This window comes from Streptomyces sp. JH002 (assembly GCF_050916115.1).
In the GTDB taxonomy this organism is placed as follows: Bacteria; Actinomycetota; Actinomycetes; order Streptomycetales; family Streptomycetaceae; genus Streptomyces; species Streptomyces xiamenensis.
Window position 1 is genome coordinate 74701 of record NZ_CP087989.1, and the last position, 18347, is coordinate 93047.

16 protein-coding genes are annotated in these 18347 nt (G+C 72.2%); 5 read left to right on the forward strand and 11 right to left on the reverse strand.

The genetic code is table 11. The features are described from left to right. Positions 1 to 29: 29 nt before the first annotated feature. From H7827_RS00335 to H7827_RS00350, 4 genes are all read right to left on the reverse strand, one after another. Positions 30 to 593 carry a dihydrofolate reductase family protein gene (locus H7827_RS00335; protein ID WP_432741608.1) on the reverse strand — a complete coding sequence of 188 codons (564 nt, stop codon included), beginning with the start codon at positions 591 to 593 and terminating at the stop codon, positions 30 to 32. 223 nt (positions 594 to 816) lie between these two features. Beyond that, positions 817 to 1857: a chitinase gene (locus H7827_RS00340; protein ID WP_432741610.1), complete on the reverse strand. Its 1041-nt coding sequence runs from the start codon at positions 1855 to 1857 to the stop codon at positions 817 to 819. A gap of 196 nt (positions 1858 to 2053) precedes the next feature. Beyond that, on the reverse strand, positions 2054 to 2740 hold the full coding sequence (locus H7827_RS00345) for a DUF402 domain-containing protein (protein WP_432741612.1): 687 nt from the start codon (positions 2738 to 2740) through the stop codon (positions 2054 to 2056). A 248-nt stretch (positions 2741 to 2988) separates the two neighbouring features. Then, complete coding sequence (locus tag H7827_RS00350) at positions 2989 to 4203, reverse strand: threonine synthase (RefSeq protein WP_432741614.1); 1215 nt, start codon at positions 4201 to 4203, stop codon at positions 2989 to 2991. A gap of 194 nt (positions 4204 to 4397) precedes the next feature. On the opposite strand from H7827_RS00350, the gene H7827_RS00355 reads away from it, so the two are divergent. Further along, entirely contained in the window at positions 4398 to 5108 is a 711-nt protein-coding gene (locus tag H7827_RS00355) for a helix-turn-helix domain-containing protein (RefSeq protein WP_432741616.1), read from the forward strand. On the opposite strand, the gene H7827_RS00360 is transcribed toward H7827_RS00355, so the two are convergent. The 3 genes from H7827_RS00360 to H7827_RS00370 form a co-directional block, all read right to left on the reverse strand. Beyond that, a complete protein-coding gene (locus H7827_RS00360; protein WP_432741618.1) occupies positions 5090 to 5665 on the reverse strand; it encodes a dihydrofolate reductase family protein in 576 nt (191 codons plus the stop codon). The two genes, H7827_RS00355 and H7827_RS00360, sit on opposite strands and share 19 nt — an antisense overlap. A gap of 412 nt (positions 5666 to 6077) precedes the next feature. Continuing rightward, positions 6078 to 6359 (reverse strand): hypothetical protein, encoded by a 282-nt coding sequence (locus tag H7827_RS00365; RefSeq protein ID WP_030737922.1) that lies wholly within the window; start codon positions 6357 to 6359, stop codon positions 6078 to 6080. Then, positions 6356 to 6589 (reverse strand): hypothetical protein, encoded by a 234-nt coding sequence (locus tag H7827_RS00370; protein ID WP_364243131.1) that lies wholly within the window; start codon positions 6587 to 6589, stop codon positions 6356 to 6358. Before H7827_RS00370 ends, H7827_RS00365 begins: the two co-directional genes overlap by 4 nt. A 230-nt stretch (positions 6590 to 6819) precedes the next feature. Here H7827_RS00370 and H7827_RS00375 point away from each other — a divergent pair, with 230 nt between their 5' ends. Together H7827_RS00375 and H7827_RS00380 are read left to right on the forward strand one after the other, a co-directional pair. Next, positions 6820 to 7284, forward strand: coding sequence for an SUKH-4 family immunity protein (locus H7827_RS00375; protein WP_432741621.1), 465 nt, complete (start codon positions 6820 to 6822; stop codon positions 7282 to 7284). Positions 7285 to 7507: 223 nt separating this feature from the next. Continuing rightward, positions 7508 to 8104, forward strand: a complete 597-nt coding sequence (locus H7827_RS00380; protein WP_432741623.1) for a DUF998 domain-containing protein — start codon at positions 7508 to 7510, stop codon at positions 8102 to 8104. A gap of 585 nt (positions 8105 to 8689) precedes the next feature. On the opposite strand, the gene H7827_RS00385 is transcribed toward H7827_RS00380, so the two are convergent. From H7827_RS00385 to H7827_RS00395, 3 genes are all read right to left on the reverse strand, one after another. Further along, positions 8690 to 9247, reverse strand: a complete 558-nt coding sequence (locus H7827_RS00385; RefSeq protein WP_432741625.1) for a DUF1648 domain-containing protein — start codon at positions 9245 to 9247, stop codon at positions 8690 to 8692. 273 nt (positions 9248 to 9520) lie between these two features. Then, on the reverse strand, positions 9521 to 11092 hold the full coding sequence (locus tag H7827_RS00390) for an alpha/beta hydrolase (RefSeq protein WP_432741627.1): 1572 nt from the start codon (positions 11090 to 11092) through the stop codon (positions 9521 to 9523). A 317-nt stretch (positions 11093 to 11409) separates the two neighbouring features. Further along, on the reverse strand, positions 11410 to 12351 hold the full coding sequence (locus H7827_RS00395) for an MBL fold metallo-hydrolase (protein WP_432741629.1): 942 nt from the start codon (positions 12349 to 12351) through the stop codon (positions 11410 to 11412). A 287-nt stretch (positions 12352 to 12638) separates the two neighbouring features. Between H7827_RS00395 and H7827_RS00400 the strand changes: the two genes are divergently transcribed. Together H7827_RS00400 and H7827_RS00405 are read left to right on the forward strand one after the other, a co-directional pair. Continuing rightward, positions 12639 to 13067 carry a hypothetical protein gene (locus H7827_RS00400; RefSeq protein ID WP_432741631.1) on the forward strand — a complete coding sequence of 143 codons (429 nt, stop codon included), beginning with the start codon at positions 12639 to 12641 and terminating at the stop codon, positions 13065 to 13067. A gap of 7 nt (positions 13068 to 13074) precedes the next feature. Continuing rightward, positions 13075 to 16932: a hypothetical protein gene (locus tag H7827_RS00405; RefSeq protein WP_432741632.1), complete on the forward strand. Its 3858-nt coding sequence runs from the start codon at positions 13075 to 13077 to the stop codon at positions 16930 to 16932. Positions 16933 to 17004: 72 nt separating this feature from the next. Here the strand turns inward: H7827_RS00405 and H7827_RS00410 are convergent, their stop codons facing one another. After that, positions 17005 to 18345, reverse strand: a complete 1341-nt coding sequence (locus H7827_RS00410; RefSeq protein ID WP_432741634.1) for an ABC transporter substrate-binding protein — start codon at positions 18343 to 18345, stop codon at positions 17005 to 17007. Positions 18346 to 18347 lie beyond the last annotated feature (2 nt).

Below are 18347 nucleotides of genomic sequence, written 5' to 3' on the forward strand. Positions count from 1 at the left end.
AAGGCGACCGACGAACCGGCGATGAGCGGTTACCGCACCACGCGGTGGCGGAGGTAGACGACGTTCGAGCTGAAGGTGCGGGTCTCGACGAGTTCGAGATCGACCCGGCGCTCGTGGTGGGGGAAGAACGGAACGCCGCCGCCGAGCAGCACCGGGTGGACCACGGCCCGGTACTCGTCGATCAGACCCGCGTCGGCGACCTCGGCGGCCAGGGTCGCGCCGCCGATCGCGATGTCGCCGGTCCCCGGCTCGGCGCGCAGCCGCTCGATCTCCTGCGCCGGGCCGGCGGAGGCCAGCCGGGCCGTGCCCCGCACCGCCGGCAGCGTCCTGGAGAACACGACCTTGGGAAGTGGCTTCCACAACGCGGTCCACTCCCGGGACGCCGCGTCGAGCGCGGGGTCCTCGTCGGCGGTCTCCCAGTACAGCATCGTCTCGTACAGCCGCCGTCCCATCAGATGAACGCCGACATCCCGGATCTCGTCGATCCAGAAGCGGAAGATCTCCTCGTCGGGTGTCGTCCAGTTGAAACCGCCGTCCGGTCCGACGATGTAGCCGTCGAGTGAGACGCCCATCGAGTAGGTCACGCTGCGCACCAGAAGTCCTCCTCCGTTACGGGCTCGACAGTATGACCGGCGGACGCGGCGGAACTCATCGCGGCTCGCGGGACGCCTTGCCGGAGTCACCGCACACGACCCCGTCGCCCGGGGAGCACCTCGGCGGCCGCGGCGGTGACGGCACGTGGTCCGACCACCGCGCGCCGAGAGGTCCACACCAATGTCGGATGCTGTCGGCGGGCGGTGGTCGGATCGGGTCAGCTCAGGGCAGGCCCCGGACGTGCGGTCCGACGACGGAGGACCAGGCGTAGCCGCTGTGCGCGTCCCAGTTGGTCGACCATGTCATCGCTCCGCGCAGCCCGGGGTAGGTCCGGTCCGGCACGAAGTTTCCGCAGTTGACGCCCTGGGTGAGGCAGTCGAGTGCGGCGGTGACGACCTCGGGGGCGACGTAGCCGGAGCCCGCCGCGTTCGGCGAGGCGGGGACGCCGAGCCCGACCTGGGAGGCGTCGAGCCCGCTCTCCAGCTGGATGCACGCCAGGGCGGTGAGGAAGTCCACCGTGCCCGCGGCGTACACCTGGCCGTCGCAGCCCAGCATGGCGCCGCTGTTGTAGTACTGGGTGTTGACCACCGTCAGGAAGTCCTTGGTGTTCAGCGCCAGCTGGAAGTACGGGGAGCCGGTGGACTGCATGTCCAGGGTCTGCGGCGCCATGGTGTAGACGAGGCTGTCGCCGGTGGCCGCGTGGATACCCTCCATGGCCTGGGTCAGATAGGTGGCGTTGATGCCGTGTTCCAGGTCGATGTCCACACCGTCGAAGCCGTACTCGTCCATCAGGGCGAGCGTGCTGCGGGTGAACGCGTCGGCGGAGGCCGGGTCGTTGACGGCGACGTTCCCGAGTTCGCCGCCCACCGAGATGATGACCGACTTCCCGTCGGCCTGCTTCGCGGCGATCTCGTCCTTGAACTCCTGCTCGGAGGCGTAGCCGAGCACCGGATCGAGATGGAACTCGATCTCGCCGGGGACGGCGGTGGAGTCGGCGAACGACACCGCGATGATGTCGAAGTCGTCGGGTACGTCGGCCAACCGCTGGAGCACCGAGCCGTTGTCGAAGTTGTGCCAGTAGCCGGTCACCGCGTGCCCGGGCACCTGTTGGGCGCCAGGCGACTGCCCGGCCGGCTCCGCGGCGCCGGCTCCGGCGCTCAGCGCGGTGGTGACCAGGACACCGGCGAACGCTCCGGCACCCAGGACCAGGGCGAGCGGTCGGCGACGCGTGGGGCGAGCGCCGACGGTAGGGGTGTTGTCCACTCCTGCCTCCGTAACGAGTGTGGGGGATACGGGAGGAACGGTGGCCACCGATGGGTCCTCAGGTTGGTCCAGACCACTGTTCATGTCAATGGGGCGGTCAACTCCTCGGCGAGGCCTCTGGTTCACGGACGGCTCGCCGGTGGGGTGCTGCCACGCGTGGCGATCACCGCTGTCGGCACGATCTCTCCGCCGCGTTTCAGCCGCTCCCGGGCGCCACGGTCCCGCCTGCCGCGGCGCGCTGCGACAGGCGTGGTGGGGGCCACTGCGGCTGCCACCGCCAGCGCGCCCATTTCTGTGCGTGTGCGAAGACACCGGTGCGTTCGGCGAGCATCGTGAGGATCTGGGCGCGGGCGGCGTCCACGGCCCGGTGTTCGGCGTCGGAGACGATGCCGAGCCGCCGTACATGGGCGTACTCGTCCTCGTCCTTCCACCTCCAGCTGGTGAGGTCGGGGGCGATGACCAGATCCAGGGTGAGGTCGAAGGTGTCGAACCCGGACGCGGTACGGGCGGTGGGCCGCTCGAAGTTGACGTACCAGTTGCGCAGCCGCCGGCCGTGGCTGTCGGGAATGTAGAAGGCGTTGACGCTGAACCAGGCCGCGGGCGGTTTCCACAGCAGCAGGTCGGTCTCCTGCCAGGCCGCGGCCGCGAGATCCCACGTGCCGGTGGCCATCGCGTCGAATGCCTCCCCGCGGACGGAACGGTCGCCGTCGTGGCGGGCCTTGCGATACAGCGCGGGCCACCGGGCTTCGGCGCCCGGCGCGCAGGCCGTCACCAGGGCTTCGCCGGTGTCCTCGACGACGCGCAGGGCCTGTTCGTTCCACAGCCGTCCGGAACGGTGCACCTCACGCCGTACGACGGTTTGGCCCGTCTCGAAACAGTGCATCGCGTCCTCCTTCACCGGACCCGTCCGGGGGTCCGGCGGGTGGTGGTCATCACTTCAGCGCGCACCGGGCCAGGTGGGCAATCCGCCGTACGGGGGCCGCGTTGACCGGCCGCCCCCGTGAGCGGCGCGCGACACGCGGGCCCTGGGAGAAACAGGGATCACTGATCGCGATCGCTCGTGTTCCTCCGTGTCGGGGCCTCCGCTTCTGTCCGCGGCAGAAGGACGGAGCGCCCCTGTCCCCCGGGGATCTACCGAATGCCGGCAGCGTGTAGCCGGCGCTCAACAGCCGCCCATTCCGGGACGACACCCTCGGAGGCGCGGTCGCCCACCGCGCGGTCCTTGAATCCGCTGGAGGTGGAGACGCAGACCACCGGCTCGTCGCGGATACCGAGGGCGCGCACAGCGGCCAGCCCTGCGGCGCTGGACAGCTCCGTCCACAGGCCGGCCCGAGCCAGTTCGCGCCGGGCGTCGCGCAGTTGCCCGTCGTCGAGAACCACCACCTGGCCTCCGCTGTCCCGGACGGCGACCACACCGCGGTAGCCGCTGACGGAGGAGACGATCGAGTACGCGTCGGTCGGCCGCACGTCCACCTCCGCCGCGGGGAGGCCCTGGCGCACAGCCCGGGCGAGGGGTGCGGCCGCGGCGGGCTCGCAGGCGATCATGCGCGGCAGGCGCTCGGTAAGGCCCAGGCGGCGCAGTTCGGTGAAGCCCTTCCATACGCCGTAGAGGAGTTCGCCGTAACCGGTGGGGACACACACGGCTCCGGGGACCACACCGAGGTCCAGATACAGCTCGTAGGCGATGCTCTTGTACCCCTCGGGGCCGAAGGGGTGGCCGGTGTGCGTGCGGGTGAGGTTGCTGACCGGGTGCAGCCCCATACGGTCGACGACCATCCGCATCAAAGGCCAGCGCGCGTCGCGGGGCACGGGCAGGACCACCGCCTCGTAAGCGTTGAGGAAGGCGTCGACGGCCGGCGGCACATCCGTAGCCGTGAACACCACACACCGCAGGCCGGCGCGGGCGGCGAAGGCGGCGGCCGACGCTCCGTGGTTGCCGGAAGAGGCGACGACGACTCCCGGGGCATCGAGGCCCAGCGCGGCGCTGACGGTGCAGCGGTTCAGCCGGTCCTTGTGGCTCCAGGTGGGGTTGCGCGACTCATCCTTGATGAAGATCCCGGGCTCGAGTTCGACGAGGGGAGTGCCTCCCTCCCCCAGCCCGGGCGCGGTCAGTGGCGGGAGCAGTGGTTGCCACCGTTCCAGACCGGAGGACGCCACGGCCGGGTCCGGGGCGGCGAAGAGCGACGACGGGGCCCGGTCGTAGGCGTAGTCGACCTCCACCGGGTAGGAAACGTCCTCGGTGCTGCTCCTGGGACAACCCCGGGTCAGCGGGGGCCACAGGGGATAGCTGATGGCCGGGTCGGCCAGTGATCGCTGCACGGTTGCCAGGGAGCCATTGATAGCCACACACCGAGCCTAGTTGCGGCCTGCTTCGACCGTGGCCTGTCCTCGTCCTTGTGAGGATGGGGACTCGAAGTCCCCCCGGGCCGCACCATGGCGAACGGTGCGAGGACTGCGGAGCGGGTACGCCGGCGCATCGGGCGGGCGGTGCTGAGGCGGTGCGCTCCGGCGGCCGGCCGGTGCCGCGTATGGTGCCGCCTGTGGAGCTGCGATTCGAGACGCGAGGGTCCGACTCACCGTGGGTCGACTCCGTGTGGACCTGCACGAGCGACCGGGTCACGGCGATGACCTCCGTCGCCGGGGTGCGCTGGGGCCTGGTGTTCTGGGAGTGGGAGGGGCGGGCCCACGCGAGCATCACCGGTCCGGAGACCCGGGCCGGCACGGCGCCGGTGCCGGAGGGCGCGACCTTCACGGGCATCGACTTCGCCGTGGGCACGGCGTTGCGCGCCGTGCCCACGCCGTCGCTCGTCGATGGCGGCATCGAGCTCCCCGACACGACACGGCGGGCGTTCCGGTGGGACGGCGCGAGCTGGGAGACCCCTGGACCCGACGACGCCGAGGCCCTGGTCGGGCGCCTCGTACGGGCCGGTGCCGTGGTCCGTGATCCGCTGGTCGCCGAGGTGCTGCGGGGAGACCATCCAGAGGTGTCGGGGCGCACGGTCGAACGCCGGTTCCGCGCTGCCACCGGGCTGACCCGGGGAGCGGTGCGGCAGATCGAGCGGGCCCGCTCGGCGGCGGAACTGCTGGCCGCCGGTACGCCGGCCGCCGATGTCATCGCCCGGCTCGGCTACTTCGACGAGCCGCACCTGGCCCGGGCGTTGCGCACGTACGTCGGACGTACCGGCGGGCAACTGCGTGAAGGGGCCGGTGGCGCGATCGCCCTCGACCTGGATCAGTGCCTGACGTCGTAGACCAGCTTCAGGATCCCGTTGGAGTAGCTCTCGGACTCCCGCAGGGTCAGCAGCTGCTTTTCGCGGTCGGCCCGGCCGAACAGACTCTTCCCCGCGCCGAGCAGGACCGGGAAGACGAGCAGGTTGTACTGGTCGATCAGGCCGGCGTCCGACAGCCGTGCGGCCAGCTCCGCACTGCCGTGGATGAAGATCGCGCCGCCCTCGCTCTGCTTGAGCGCGGCGATGTCCTCGGTCGAGCGCAGGATCGTCGTCGGACCCCACCCGTCGACCAGAGCGTCGTCGGACAGCGTGGTCGACACCACGTACTTGGGCAGTTCCTTGTAGTCGGCGTGGTCCTCGGAGCCGGGCCAGACCGGGGCGAACGCCTCATAGCTGCGGCGGCCGAACATGAGCGCCGTGGTTTCGGCGAGTTCCTCGCCCTTCAGTGACCAGGCTTCGGGAACGAACGTGAGGTCGTTCACCACCCAGCCCCCGCTGCGGTGCCCCTCCCCCGGCCCGCCGGGCGAATCCACGACGCCGTCGAGGGACATGAAACCGGTGTAGACCAGGCGACGCATGTGCGGGCTCCTCATGATCGGGTGAGCTGGTGCGTTCACGCTAGCTCGCGCTCGCGCCGGTCGTCTTGGACGGAAACGACAGCGGCGTCGGGCGATGCCGGGATCGCCGACGGTCGCGGCGCCCCCGGGGCCCAGAAAAGCGGTGACGCCCGTCCGTCTCACCGGTGGCGGTCTCGGAGGATCGGCGCTTCCCCGGCTCGGTCAGTTCTTGATCGCGAAGCAGCCGGGTGAGTGCTCATCGCTCCGCGGGGCGAGCCCGGCGGACCAACAGCGGGCGCGGGGCCGCTGGCCGGGCGGCCAGGTGGGCCCGGAACGCCCGTCCGGTTCGCCTTCGGCCGGTTGCGGATGTCGGGCGGACGGCGTGGACGCCGCTGTGGCCGACCCCCTCTCGCCCCGGGAGGTCCGGTCCCGGTCACGGGCCGGTGGGCAGCCAGCGGATGTCGAGGATGCGGGCGATGCGGCGGCTGCGGGATTCCAGGACGTACTCGATGGCGCCGAAGACCATGGTGTCGTCCTCTATCGGGGCGCGCCGGATCTCGTGGGGCCAGGGGTAGCCGAGGGGGCGGCCGACGTGTTCGGCCCGCCATTCCAGTTCGGTGACCAGGGCGCGCAGAGCGGCCCACGCGGGGCCGGACTCCTTCGCCAGTTGCCGTTCGAGTTCCGGGTCGGTGTAGATGTCCCAGCGTGCGGTCACGCGGCGCTGATCTCGCGCCAGTCGCCGCCGCCCTGGTGGGCCTGGACGTACCGCTCGACGCGTCCCTCCCGCTGGGCGAGCAGCCCGTACGCCCACCAGCGGCGGTAGATCTTCGAGAAGGTGGCCGGGGTGGCTGCCTCCAGCTCGGATCGGCAGGCCTCGCGGTCGCCCGGATCCTGCATGGCGATCACCTCGGCCACCGTCGGATCCGGAGTCCTGGAAATGTCCACGCCCGCGCTCCCTTCGACCTGAAGTCTCCCTCCACCCTAATGGCTACCCAGCAGGTGGGAACCCGAACGGGGCTCTTCGTTCCGGAGGCCGGCCGGGTGGGATCCCGTCCGGGCCGGATCGCCCTTCCGCCGCAGGCCGGGGTCTGCGCCACCTCGACACCACGACGGGCATGCGCGCGTGCGGTGCGGGCGGGGACGGCGCTGTCAGTGGCGGGAGCTAGATTCCCGGCATGGATGACACGCAGACAGCCGCGGCACTGGCCGGGTGCGTCAGCTGCCCGTACCCGGGTACGTGGCAGGGCGCCCCCTTCGCGGAGCGTACGGTCGGCGGCGTGCGCTACGGCGTGGTCGCGCTCGATCCGGGGCTGAGCGCACTGGGCGTACGGCGGGCCGACGGTTCGCTGTGGGGCCTGCCGGAGGAGGGCGTACCCCATCTGGTCAACTCCGGCGTCGAGGCGTTCGTCGCCTTCACCCGGGCCTACGAAGAGGCCACCGGCGAGGCCGACGCGTACGAGGGTCCCGACGAGGGCGGCGACGAGGGAGAGGACGCAGAGGAGTTGGCCGAGCAAGCCGCCGACGCCCTCACCGACGCGTTGCTGGAGCGATTCGCGGCACTGGACGCGGAGGCGGTCGCCGACGAGAATTCCTTCTGGTGTGTCGCCGCCGAGGAGTTGGGCTACGGCATGGGTGGGTGAGCGTGCGCCCGGCAGCGGCGTGGACGGCGGTCCGTGTCCGGTGGAGCGCTGTGATCACCGTGTTCCGCGGGGAGGGCCTCGCGATCGCTCGGCCGTTCGGCCCACTCCTCGACTGCTTGCCCCCACCGCGCACCGGGGAGATGCCCCCGCACCCCCCCCGGACCACCGCGCTCCGCCTTCGACACCGCGGGCGGCCGTCCGCCGTCCGTGGGTGAGGAACCCTGTGACCTTCCTGTTGTGGCTCGGCGCCCTCGGGTGCTGGCTGTTCGTCGTCACCTTTCTCGTCGACGGCTGGACCCGTCCCGGATACCGGCCCGTCCGGCACGCGGTGAGCGCGCTGGCGCTGGGTGACCGGGGCTGGATCCAGAACGCCAACTTCATCGTCTGCGGCGTGACCGTCACGGCGGGCGCGGTGGCACTCGCCGGGGCGGTCGACAGCGTTCTGCTCGCCCTGGTGATCGCCCTGTTCGGGGTGGCGCTGGTGGCGTCCGGGGTCTACCCCATGGACGCGATGCGCGGATATCCGCCCGGTACGGCGGAGGGGACCCCCGCACACACGTCAACGGCACACCAGCGGCACGACTGGGCCGGCACGGCGGTCTTCGGGCTGCTGCCCCTCGCCGTGATCATCGCGGTGTTCGTCGTGCCGGGGGCCGGGTGGAAGGGGTACTCGGTCCTCACGGCGCTCGTCGTCCTGGTCGGAGCGGGCCTGTTCGCGCAGGCGTGGGAGGACGATCACCCCCGCACCGGCCTCGTGCAACGCGTGGTCATCGTCACCGGGTGGCTCTGGCTGGGGTTCCTCTTCGCCCACGCGGCCTGACCGGCCCGGCCTGCGGGGGCCGGCGTTGTCACATCTCCCTGCGACATAGCGGGTCATGAGGCCGCACATCTGCTTTTCGGCCACCTCGGACGGGCCGCTGCGCCCTTGTCCCCCACCGAGCATCCGGCCAGGTGGGCACGGGGGCGCTGGCGGCGATGGGGCTGCTGGCGGTGACCGGGACGATCACCGCGCTGATCTCCTCGGGGGACATCACCGACCGGCTGTGGGAGGCGGCCCCACAGCAGGCGGTTGTCCGGCGGGCAGTGGCAGCGCATCCTCCTCACCCGCGCCTTCTAACGCCGGGCGTCCCCGCTGGTGATGGTCGAGCCGACCGCCGCGCTCGACGCGCGCGCCGAGCACCGCGTCGTCACCGGGTTGCGCGGGCAACAGCGCACCACCGGCCAGGGGTTGGCCGCTCGGTGGCGCGTGCCGGGTCACCCCAGGGGGCGTCACCGCCCCTGCTCGGTGTCACGGTGACGGACGGGTCCGCCCCCTCCGTCACTTGGCCCGGACCATCACGAACCGGCGCCGGGCCGGGGCGTCGTCGTGCAGGGGGCCGCCGTGAACAGCCGCCGGCGAGGCCGGTCAGGAGGCGTGCGGGAGCGTCTTCCGCTCCCGCGCGTCCGACCACCACGCCAGGCCCGGGGGTACCAGAGACAGCAAGAAGACGAGCAGCGCGACGATCCAGGTCCAGTTGGCGACCTGCGTGGTCTGCACGGTGCGCCACTGCACCCAGCACAGCGGCAGCAGGGCGACACCGAAAAGAGCGTTCGTCATCAGCAGCGCCCTGGCCACTTGGCGCGCGGAAGCGGCGGTGGCCGGGCGCCCGCTCGTCGTGGCCGATGCCCGTGCCCACCGGTCCCGCGGTGCGGGCATCGCGTCGAGCGGCGTGCTCCGTACGACGGCGGCCGCGCAGCCGACCATGACCGCGGTCAGCCCCGCGTAGAGGAACACCGGCAGGAAGGCGCTGCCCACGCTCTTGTCGGCCCACGCGTCCACGCCACCCGGGGCGATGTGCTGCGGGACCCGGCCGGGTATCTCCGGATAGCGCAGCAGCCCCCACACCAGCATGCCGCCGAGCAGCAGCAGGCTGGGCACCACCCACCACCACAGTCCCCCTCGCTGCCCCGTGCCGGCCCTCATGGGTGTCCCCTCCCGTGTCGGCCTCCGCCATGCGTTTCCGCCTCACCGTAATGCGGCACCTACCGGGCCGTCAGGTCACGGGGGCGGGTACGGGGTGGAGACGCCTCCGCGCCCCGATGCCGTGGGGCGGCGGGGCGCACGCCGTTCACGGCCACGCGCACCCCGCGCCCCGGGCGTGGTCGCCCGGGTGCGGGGTGCGAGGGAGGAGGGCCCCGGCGGCTCAGGTCCCCCGGTGCTTCGGAGAGCAGGTCCGGCGAGGAGCAGGGCCGGGGATCACTCCAGCGTGCACCGGGCGTCGGCGGGCGGGGAGGTGAGGTTGACGAGGTAGTCGGCGACGATGTCGTCGACGCACGCGTTGCCCGCGATCAGGGCCGCGCCGTGCTGCTCACCCTCGACGGTCAGCAGGCTGCCCCCCAGTGCTTCGGCCAGGCGGGTGCCGCCCTCGTACGGGGTCACGGGGTCGCCGGTGACGGTGACGGTCAGGGTGTCGGGCAGCCCCTCGACCTCGGTGGCGTAGGGGTAGCCGAGGGTCGGCTCGACGGGCCACGCCTCACACATGTTCCGCGTCTCGGCGACCGGCAGGCCGGGGTCGAGGAAGGGGGCGGCGGCGAGGGTAGCTCGCAGGAGCGCCGTCTCCTGTTCGGCGGTGTGCCGGTCCTCGTCCAGGCAGTTGATGGCCTGGGTGGCTTCGATGGAGTTGCTGTAGCTGCCATCGGCGTCCCGCTCGTAATAGCCGTCGTAGAGCCCTATCAGGGTGTCACCGCGCCCGTCCCCGATCTCACGGATTCCCTCGATGATGTCGGGCCAGCGAGACTTCGCGTACAGCCCGGCGATCACCCCGTCGATCGCGTGGGTGAAGCCGAGTTCGCGTCCGTCGCCGGCCGGGACCGGGTTCTCGATCAGCGGGCGGACGATGTCCTGGAACCGTTCGGTCACCGTCTCGGGGTCGGAACCCAGCGGGCAGTCCGCCTCTTCCGTGCAGAAGGCACCCATCATCTCGAACGAGCGCTGCAGGCCGGTGAACTGCGACGCTCGCCGTTCCGCGGTGTTCGCGTAGGGGTCCATCGCCCCGTCGAGGACCAGCGCCCTGACGTTCTCGGGGAACATCTCGGCGTAGACGGCCCCGAGCCGCGAGCCGTAGCTCGTGCCGAGGAAGCTCAGCTGGTCGTCCCCCAGCACCGCGCGCAGGACGTCCATGTCGCGCGCGGCGTCCCGGGTGCCCACGTGGGCGAGGACCTGTTCTCCCCCGGAGCGTTCTGCGCACTGCTCCATCCACTGCCGCACGTCCTGGGCCGTCCAGCCGCCCAGAAGGAGCTTCTCCGACATCGCGAGGTCATCACGTTCGGCGTCGGTGTAGCAGTCCAGGGCTGGTTGCGACGCGCCGACGCCGCGCGGGTCGAAACCGATCAGGTCGAACCGCTCCGCCACGGAGCTGTCGGGGTTCAGCAGGGCGATCAGCGCGGCGAAGTTCATCCCCGGGAAGCCGGGGCCGCCCGGGTTGGTCAGCAGGGATCCGACCGGCTCCCCCTTCGCCGGCGACCGCAGCAGCGCGATCGAGACGGTCTCGCCGTCCGGGTCGTCGTAGTCCAGTGGTGCCTCCATCCGGGCGCACTCGAACTGCTCGTTCGCGAACAGTTCCTCGTCGCTTGGCATGGTCGCGTACGGCTCGCACGGCTCGAAGGCCAGGTCCTGCTCGTAGAAGTGCCGCAGCGCGTCAGAGGAGTCGGTCGGCGATTCCTTCGGGGCGTCGTCCGGGCTCGCCGATGTACAGGCTCCGAGCACTCCCACCAACAGCAGTGACGCGCCGAGCGCCGCCGTTCGGTGGATGGGGGGACGGGTACGCATGTTCCTCCTCGCGGACGCCACCGGTGTGGCGGCCGGACAGTGGGCTCCTCGCCCTCGGCGGCGTGGCCGGACGGGTCGGGGTACGGCCGGTGCCCGAAGGCGGCTCCCCCGCTCGTCCGCCGGCCCCGGTCATCTCCGGTGCCGCCGGGGCGTGTTCGGTGTCGGTGATCTCCATGATCCGCGGGGGCGGGGGCCGCGGTGAGTGCGCTCCGTCATCGGTCCGGGTGACGGACGTCATGAGGAGCGGTGACACATGCCATGCACCGCTCACCGGCAGCGGCAGGAGGGAACGGGTGCGCGGAACGCCGTGCGGCGGCTCAGGCGTAGCAGCTCAGGGGCTTGCCGCCGTTGTAGGTGATCATGTCGTTCAGGGCTGCGGCCTGGTCGATCCGGGCGCCCGGGGCGGCGCCGTTCCGTTCCGCGTAGGCGCGGTGCAGGTTTCCGACGAGGCGTTCGGGGTCGAGGAGTTCGCCGAACGCCCCGAGGTCGGTCTCCCGTGCGGCGTCCAGCGGTGTGAGGCCCGCTTCGTGGCCGCGCCGGGCGAGGTCCTGGACGAAGCGCAGGTAGGCGCCGACCCGCTCGATGACCTCCGGACCGCACACCGGCCCGTGCCCGGGCACGATCGTCTCGGGGTTCAGGGCCCGCAGGGTCTCCACCGCGCGCAGGGCGCCGCTGATCGATCCCTGGAGGAGGAAGGGGGTGCCGCCGTTGAAGAGCAGATCACCGCTGAACAGCAGTCGGCGCTCGGGGATCCACAGCACGGAGTCGTTGGTCGTGTGGGCGGGGGTGCCGATGTAGCGGACCTGGCAGGGGAGATCGTCGACGTAGACGGTGACCTCGTCGCGGAAGGTGAGGAACGGCGGTTCGAGTTCGATGTCCCCCCAGTCGACCTCCGTCCAGTACGGAGCCGATCGCGGCTTCCCCCACTCCAGCAGGGACCGGCGGACCCCGTCGTGGGCGACGATGGTGGAGCCGGCGAACAGGTAGTTGCCGAAGGTGTGGTCGCCGTGGTGATGGGTGTTGATCAGCGTGCGTACGGGCCGGTCGGTGATCGCGCCGATCGCCCCGAGGTAGGCGCGGGTGCGGGACTCCGTGGAACAGGCGTCGACGCTGACCACGCCTCTGCGGCCCACCAGGAAACCGGTGTTGTTGATCCACCAGGAACCGTCGGGCTGGACGTAGGCGTAGATGTTCTCGCTCACCTCCTGGACGTGTGCGGCCCCGATCCCGGTCCGTGGGTGCGGATGTGCCGAACTCACCGGGTGACACCGCCCGAGGTCACCGATACCAGCACGCTGATCACCTTCCTGGTAGGTCGTTCCCGCACTGCCGCTGTCGGGTCCGCGCACGGGGCCACCCCGTTCGCGCGGACCGGAAGAAGCCTGTCCACCGGCACCCCCAGTTCATGCGTGGCCCCCGCAGGCGTGCCGACGCCCGTCCGGCGGTCACCGGCCGCCGTCGGCCCTCTGGCGGCCGGGTCGTTCCGCCCCCACACTGTCAATCCACACGCCCAGTACACCTCTCGCGCGACAGTACGGGGGAACCGATGGACGAAGAACTCGCCTCGCTCGCCGCGTCGGCGGCCACATCGGTCGTCGACTCACTGGTTACGGACGCCTGGGAAGGAGTGCGCGACGACGTGGTGCGGCTGTGGACCCGGCACGACCCGGCGGCGGACGGCACGCCCGGGAGCGAACTGGACGCGGCACGCGCGCTGCTGCTGACCCCGGGCCGGCGGGAGGCGCGGGGTCAACTCGTGGCCGACTGGGAGGAACGGTTCCGGGGCCTGCTGCGGGCCGAACCGGCCGCGGCCGAGGCCCTGTCCCGTCTGGTCTCCGAGATCGTCGGCGGGGCCGGGGGTGACGCCCCCGCGGCGGCGAGGGAGACCACGGTGACCCGTACCGAGATGCGCGCCGAGGCGAGCGGCAGAGCCCAGATCTACCAGGCCGGGAACAACATCACGACCCAGCGGTAGGCCCGGGGTGGCCCCCGGCGCGGAACCACCGCAACCGCACGTCGAGTTGCGTGCCTGGGCGAGCGGTCACGGCGCCGTCAACCAGGCGGGCCGCGATCTCGTCATCGTGTACGGAGGGGTGACGCGGCACCTCCACGAGCATTTCCACGCGGGCGCGGAGGCCGACGAACGGACCCTGACGCCGTCGTCCGTCGACACCTGTCCCTACCCCGGACTGCGTCCCTTCGACGTGGACGACGCCGGGTGGTTCTTCGGCCGCGAGACACTGGTCAGCCGGCTGATCGGCGATCTGGAGCTGTCCCTCGCCGACCGGCGCCCGCTGGCGGTCGTCGCGCCCTCCGGCGCCGGAAAGTCCTCGCTCCTGCACGCCGGTCTCCTGGACGCGCTGCGGCGGGGTCAGCTTCCCGGATCGCGGTCCTGGCCCCATCTGCTGCTGACCCCCACCGATGACCCGCTCGCCGCGCTCACCTCGGGCTTCTCCCGGCTCACCGGGACCGGGGAGGGTCGTCTGCGGGCGGCCCTGGACGCCGGGCCCGGCCCGCTCCGGCAACTCCTGCGGGAACGGCTGGCCCTCCCCGCAGGCGGCCGGCTGGTGCTGGTCGTGGACCAGTTGGAGGAGCTGTTCACCCTCGGCCGGGGCGAGGACGCCCGGCGCCGGTTCATCGACGCCATCGCCGGGCTGACCGGCGGCGACGATCCGGTGGCGGTGGTCGTGTACGGCCTGCGGGCGGACGCCTACGGGCCCTGCGCGGCCTTTCCCCACCTGCGGGAGGCCCTGACCCACCGCCAGGTCATCGTCGGACCGATGTCGGAGGACGAGGTGCGCCGCGCCATGACCAGGCCCGCCGAACGCGCCGGTCTGGTGCCGGCGCCCGGCCTGGTCGATGTCATCCTGCGCGACCTGCGCGGCACCGCCCCCCGGGACGACGGCGCCTACGAGACGGGGCGGCTGCCCCTGCTCGCCCACGCCCTGCGCGCCACCTGGCAGCAGCGCCGGGACGACACCCTGACGGTGGGCAGCTACCGCGACACGGGCGGCATCGGCGGGGCGGTCCAGGCCACGGCCGAGGCCGAGTTCGCACGGCTGGACCCCGGGACGCGCCGGACGGCACGTCAGCTCTTCCTCGGCCTGGTGCGGATCGGTGAGAACGGCGAGGTGTCCCGTCGCCGCCGCACCCGGACCGATCTGCTGCTGGCGACCTCGGCGCCGGGCTCCGTTCCCGCCATCGTCGACCGGTTCACCGGCGCCCGTCTGTTCACCCAGGGCGTGCTGCGCGGCGAGGGCACCGTCGAGGTCACGCACGAGGCGCTGCTGTGGGCGTGGCCCAGGCTGCGCGGCTGGATCGCGGAAGCCGGCAGCGGCGCACTGATCCGGCAGGAACTGGAGGACACCGCGCTCGGCTGGGAACGTGGCGGACGCCGGGACACGGGCGTCCTGTTGCGCGGCGCCCGTCTGGAGGCGGGACAGTCCTGGGCGCGGCAGGCCGGTCCCGAACACATCAGCCCGGTGGTCCTCGCGTTCCTCGGTGTCTCGCGGCGGCAGGCGCGCCGGAACCGAAGGCTGCGCAACGGGGCGGTGTCCGTGACCACGGTGCTGGCCCTGATCGCGACGGTGCTGGCCGTGTTCGCCTTCGACCAGCGCGGTGAGAGCCTGCGGCAGCGCGATGAGGCGATCTTCAACCGGGTCGGTGCCGAGGCGGACCGCCGCCGTGACGGCGATCCGGCGCTGGCGGCGCAGCTCGACCTGGTGGCGGACACGATGCGCTCCACGCCGCAGACCAGGACCCGGCTCATGGAAACGGCGGGCGCGGTGCTGCCCGCGTCGGTGCCGGAGCAGAACGGCATCGTGCACTCGGTGGCGTTCGGCGCCGACGGCACCCTGGCCACCGGCTCCGACGCCGTGCGGCTGTGGGACACCGCACGGCCGACCGACCTGTCCGAGCTCACCTCCGTGGAGGGCTCCGGGAGAGGGGCCCGGGTCTCGGCGTCCTACGACGTCGAGGGCGAGCTGCTGGCCGTGGGATCCGGCGACGGCCGGCTGCGGATCCTGGACGCGTCCGATGCCGGTCACCCCGTGCCGCTGTCGGGCTGGGTCCCGGTGGCGGATGGCCCCGTGACCAATCCCCGGTTCAGTCCGGACGGCCGGACGCTCGCCTTCGCCAGCACCACCTACACCGACGGGACCACCACGGCAGTCGTGCAGTTGTGGGACGTGTCGGACCCCGGCCAACCGCGCCCGCTGAGCACCGCGCTGTCCTCCCCCGGGCAGAGTGTCGCGTCCGTGGCCTTCAATCCGACGGGTACGGTGCTGGCCGTGGGCGGCGGAACGGCGCCCGGAAGCGACCAGGCACACCTGCTGCGCCTGTGGGACGTGACCGACCCGTCGGAACCCGTCGGCCTGGGCGGCGATCTCGGCGGCCACTCGGCGGTCGTCAACCAGGTGGCCTTCAGCCCACTGACCGATCTGCTGGCCAGCGCGGGCAGTGACAACCGCGTGCTGCTGTGGGACGTGTCGCGGCCGCGCGAACCACAACTCGTGCAGCAGCTCTTCCTCAACAGCGTGGCCTCCTCCGTCGCGTTCAGCCCGGACGCGCGGCTGCTGGCCACCGGGGAGAATGCGGGCAGCGTTTATCTGTGGAACGTCGGAGCCCCCGCGTCGGCGCGCGTCATCGGCCCGCCGCTGCGCGGCCACACCAGCACCGTCACCGGCCTGGCCTTCGCACCCGGCGGCCGGACGCTGGCCAGTGGCAGCGGGGACGGCGCGGCCCTGGTGTGGCGGCTTCCGCCGTCGCTGGCCGTCGCGGAGTCCGGGGCCGCGGTCGCGGCCCTGGCCGTGAGCGGGGACGGGGAACTCCTGGCGGTGGCCTCGGGTTCGCTGGTCTCGTTGTGGGACGTCTCGGACCCCACCCGGCTGGCCCGGGTCGGTGCCCTGCCGCTGTTGCCCTCCGCCGTGAACGCCCTGGCCTTCCGGGAGGGGGGCGGCGGCCCGGCGCTGCTGGCCACCGGCGGTGACGCCGGTGAGGTCCGGCTGTGGGATGTCTCCGATCCGGGCCGGCCGCGCGCGCGGGCACGGCCGGCGCAGGTCACGTACGAGGCGGTGCACGGCCTGGTCTTCGACGCGTCGGGGCACACCCTGGTCGCCACCACGATGATGCTGCAGGGCGGATACCGGGGCGGGGTGTACGCGTGGGACGTCAGCGATCCGGACCGGCCCGGCGTACTGGACATCGATCCGTCCGACCAGCACGCGCGGCCCGTCAATGGGCTGGCCGCCGCCCCCGACGGTGGCCATGTCTACACCGGCGAGTACTACGCCCCGGGGTCGCTCGGTGTGTGGCGGACCGGACGGGGCGAGGTCCCCTCCCCCGCGGGCCGCACGAACACCGGACAGATCGTCATGTCGCTGGCGGCCGACCCGCGCGGCGGCGTCGTCGCCACCGGCACGGGTGAGAGCGAGGTGTGGCTGTGGGACGTGTCCCGGCCCTCCTCCCCCGGGTCCCCCAGCGGTCCGCTGAGTGCCGGGGGGATGGCGTTCAGTGTGGGCTTCTCCCCCGACGGCGGGCTGCTCGCGGCCGGGAACGGTGTCGGGCAGATCCGGCTGTGGGACACCTCAGACCCCTCCCGGCCGGTGCCCTGGGGTCTGCCGGTGGACGGCCACGGGAGCGATGTCGTGGCACTGCGGTTCGGCCCGGTGGAGGGGGCGCTGTTCACCGGCGGCCGGGACGGCACGGTGCGCGTGTGGCAGACCGATCCGGCCGGGGCCCGTGAGGTGCTGTGCTCCATGACGGGTTCCGCCATGACGCCCGAGCGCTGGGACACGTATGTGTCCCCGGACCTGCCCTACGACCCGCCCTGCGCGACCTGATGGCGTTCGCCCACCGGGAGGCGAACACGGCACCGCGCCGCCGGGGGTGCGGTGCCGTACGGCCGCGGGGGTTCAGCCCGCGGCGCGGATCGAGTCGCCGAGTTCGCCGAGGAAGGATTCGGCGGCCTCCTCCGGTGAGGTCTCGCCGAAGATGACCTGCTGGTAGTAGCGCGTGAGGATCACCTCGATGTCGCTGGCCCCGTTGGGGGTGATGGGCGGTGTGTCGCCGACTTCGCCGGACATGGCCTCGGTGAAGGCGAGCGCTTCCCGCCCGCCGGCGTCCAGGGTGGGCTGCACGGCCTCGCGGAAGGCCGGGTTCCCCGGCTCGCCGCGGTCGAGGCCGAAGAGTTCGGCGACGCGCACGTCGTTGGTCAGGAAGTCGATCAGCAGGGCGGCTTCGGCGGGATGGGAGGAGGTGGACGCGCCGGCCCAGTACATGGAGGGCTTGAGGTACTGGAACCCCTCGGGGGTCTGCGGGTCGGCGGGCCAGTTCACCAGGGTGAAGTCGAAGTCCGGAGCCGCCGCCCGGTACGAGGAGAACTGGCCGGCCGGGATGAAGGCCATGGCGGTCTCTCCGGTGACCAGGGACGTCTGGTCGAGGGGCAGGCCGACCTTCTCACTGATCCGGGCGACGCTGGGAGCGGCCCCGCTGTCGATGAGGTCCAGGACCCGTTGCCAGTAGCCGGCCAGTACGTCGGCGGGCAGGGCGAGTTGACCGTCGGAGTCGAACAGTTGCGCGCCGTGCTGGCGGGCCCAGACGGTGAGGGTGAAGGCGTCGACGCCGAAGGGGCTGACCCCGTTCACCTCTCCCCCGGATGCCTGGCCGAGTGCGACGGAGGCCTCTTCGAGGTCTTCCCACGTCCAGGTGTCGGTGTCCGGCAGGTCGACGCCGTACCGCTCGAAGAGGGTGGTGTTGACGGCGACACCGTTGGTGGTGGCACCGGTGGGGACGGCGTACAGGGTGTCGCCGACCCGGCCGGAGTCCAGGACGGCGTCGGGCAGGGCGGACGGGTCGAGGATGTTGTCGACGGTGGACAGGTCGAGCAGGGCGCCGCGTTCGGCGTAGGAGGAGAGGTAGAGCTGGTCGAACTGGACGACGTCGGCCATGTCCCCGGCTGCGGTCGCGGTCGCCATCCGGTCCCAGTAGCCGTTCCAGTCGGAGTAGACGGCCTCGACGGTGATGTTGGGGTGGTCCGCCTCGAAGAGTTCGATGGCCTCCATGGTCGCCTGGGTGCGGGCGCCGGCCCCCCACCAGGCGAAGCTGATGGTGACGTCCTTCTCGCTCAGCTCGGGGTGCAGCACCGGATCGGCTCCCACCCCGCAGGCGGCGACGGCGAGCAGCGCGGTGCCGGCCGCCAGTGCGGCCCTGGCACGGTACGGGGCGCGGTGGGGCATGGTGATCGGTCTCCTCATCG

What these genes read in the sequence shown, in the direction of transcription:
- H7827_RS00400 (WP_432741631.1), top strand. Translation starts at nt 12,639, where the DNA reads ATGGACGAAGAACTCGCCTCGCTCGCCGCGTCGGCGGCCACATCGGTC.
- H7827_RS00410 (WP_432741634.1), bottom strand. Translation starts at nt 18,345, where the DNA reads ATGAGGAGACCGATCACCATGCCCCACCGCGCCCCGTACCGTGCCAGG.
- H7827_RS00345 (WP_432741612.1), bottom strand. Translation starts at nt 2,740, where the DNA reads ATGCACTGTTTCGAGACGGGCCAAACCGTCGTACGGCGTGAGGTGCAC.
- H7827_RS00360 (WP_432741618.1), bottom strand. Translation starts at nt 5,665, where the DNA reads ATGCGTCGCCTGGTCTACACCGGTTTCATGTCCCTCGACGGCGTCGTG.
- H7827_RS00375 (WP_432741621.1), top strand. Translation starts at nt 6,820, where the DNA reads ATGGATGACACGCAGACAGCCGCGGCACTGGCCGGGTGCGTCAGCTGC.
- H7827_RS00385 (WP_432741625.1), bottom strand. Translation starts at nt 9,247, where the DNA reads ATGAGGGCCGGCACGGGGCAGCGAGGGGGACTGTGGTGGTGGGTGGTG.
- H7827_RS00390 (WP_432741627.1), bottom strand. Translation starts at nt 11,092, where the DNA reads ATGCGTACCCGTCCCCCCATCCACCGAACGGCGGCGCTCGGCGCGTCA.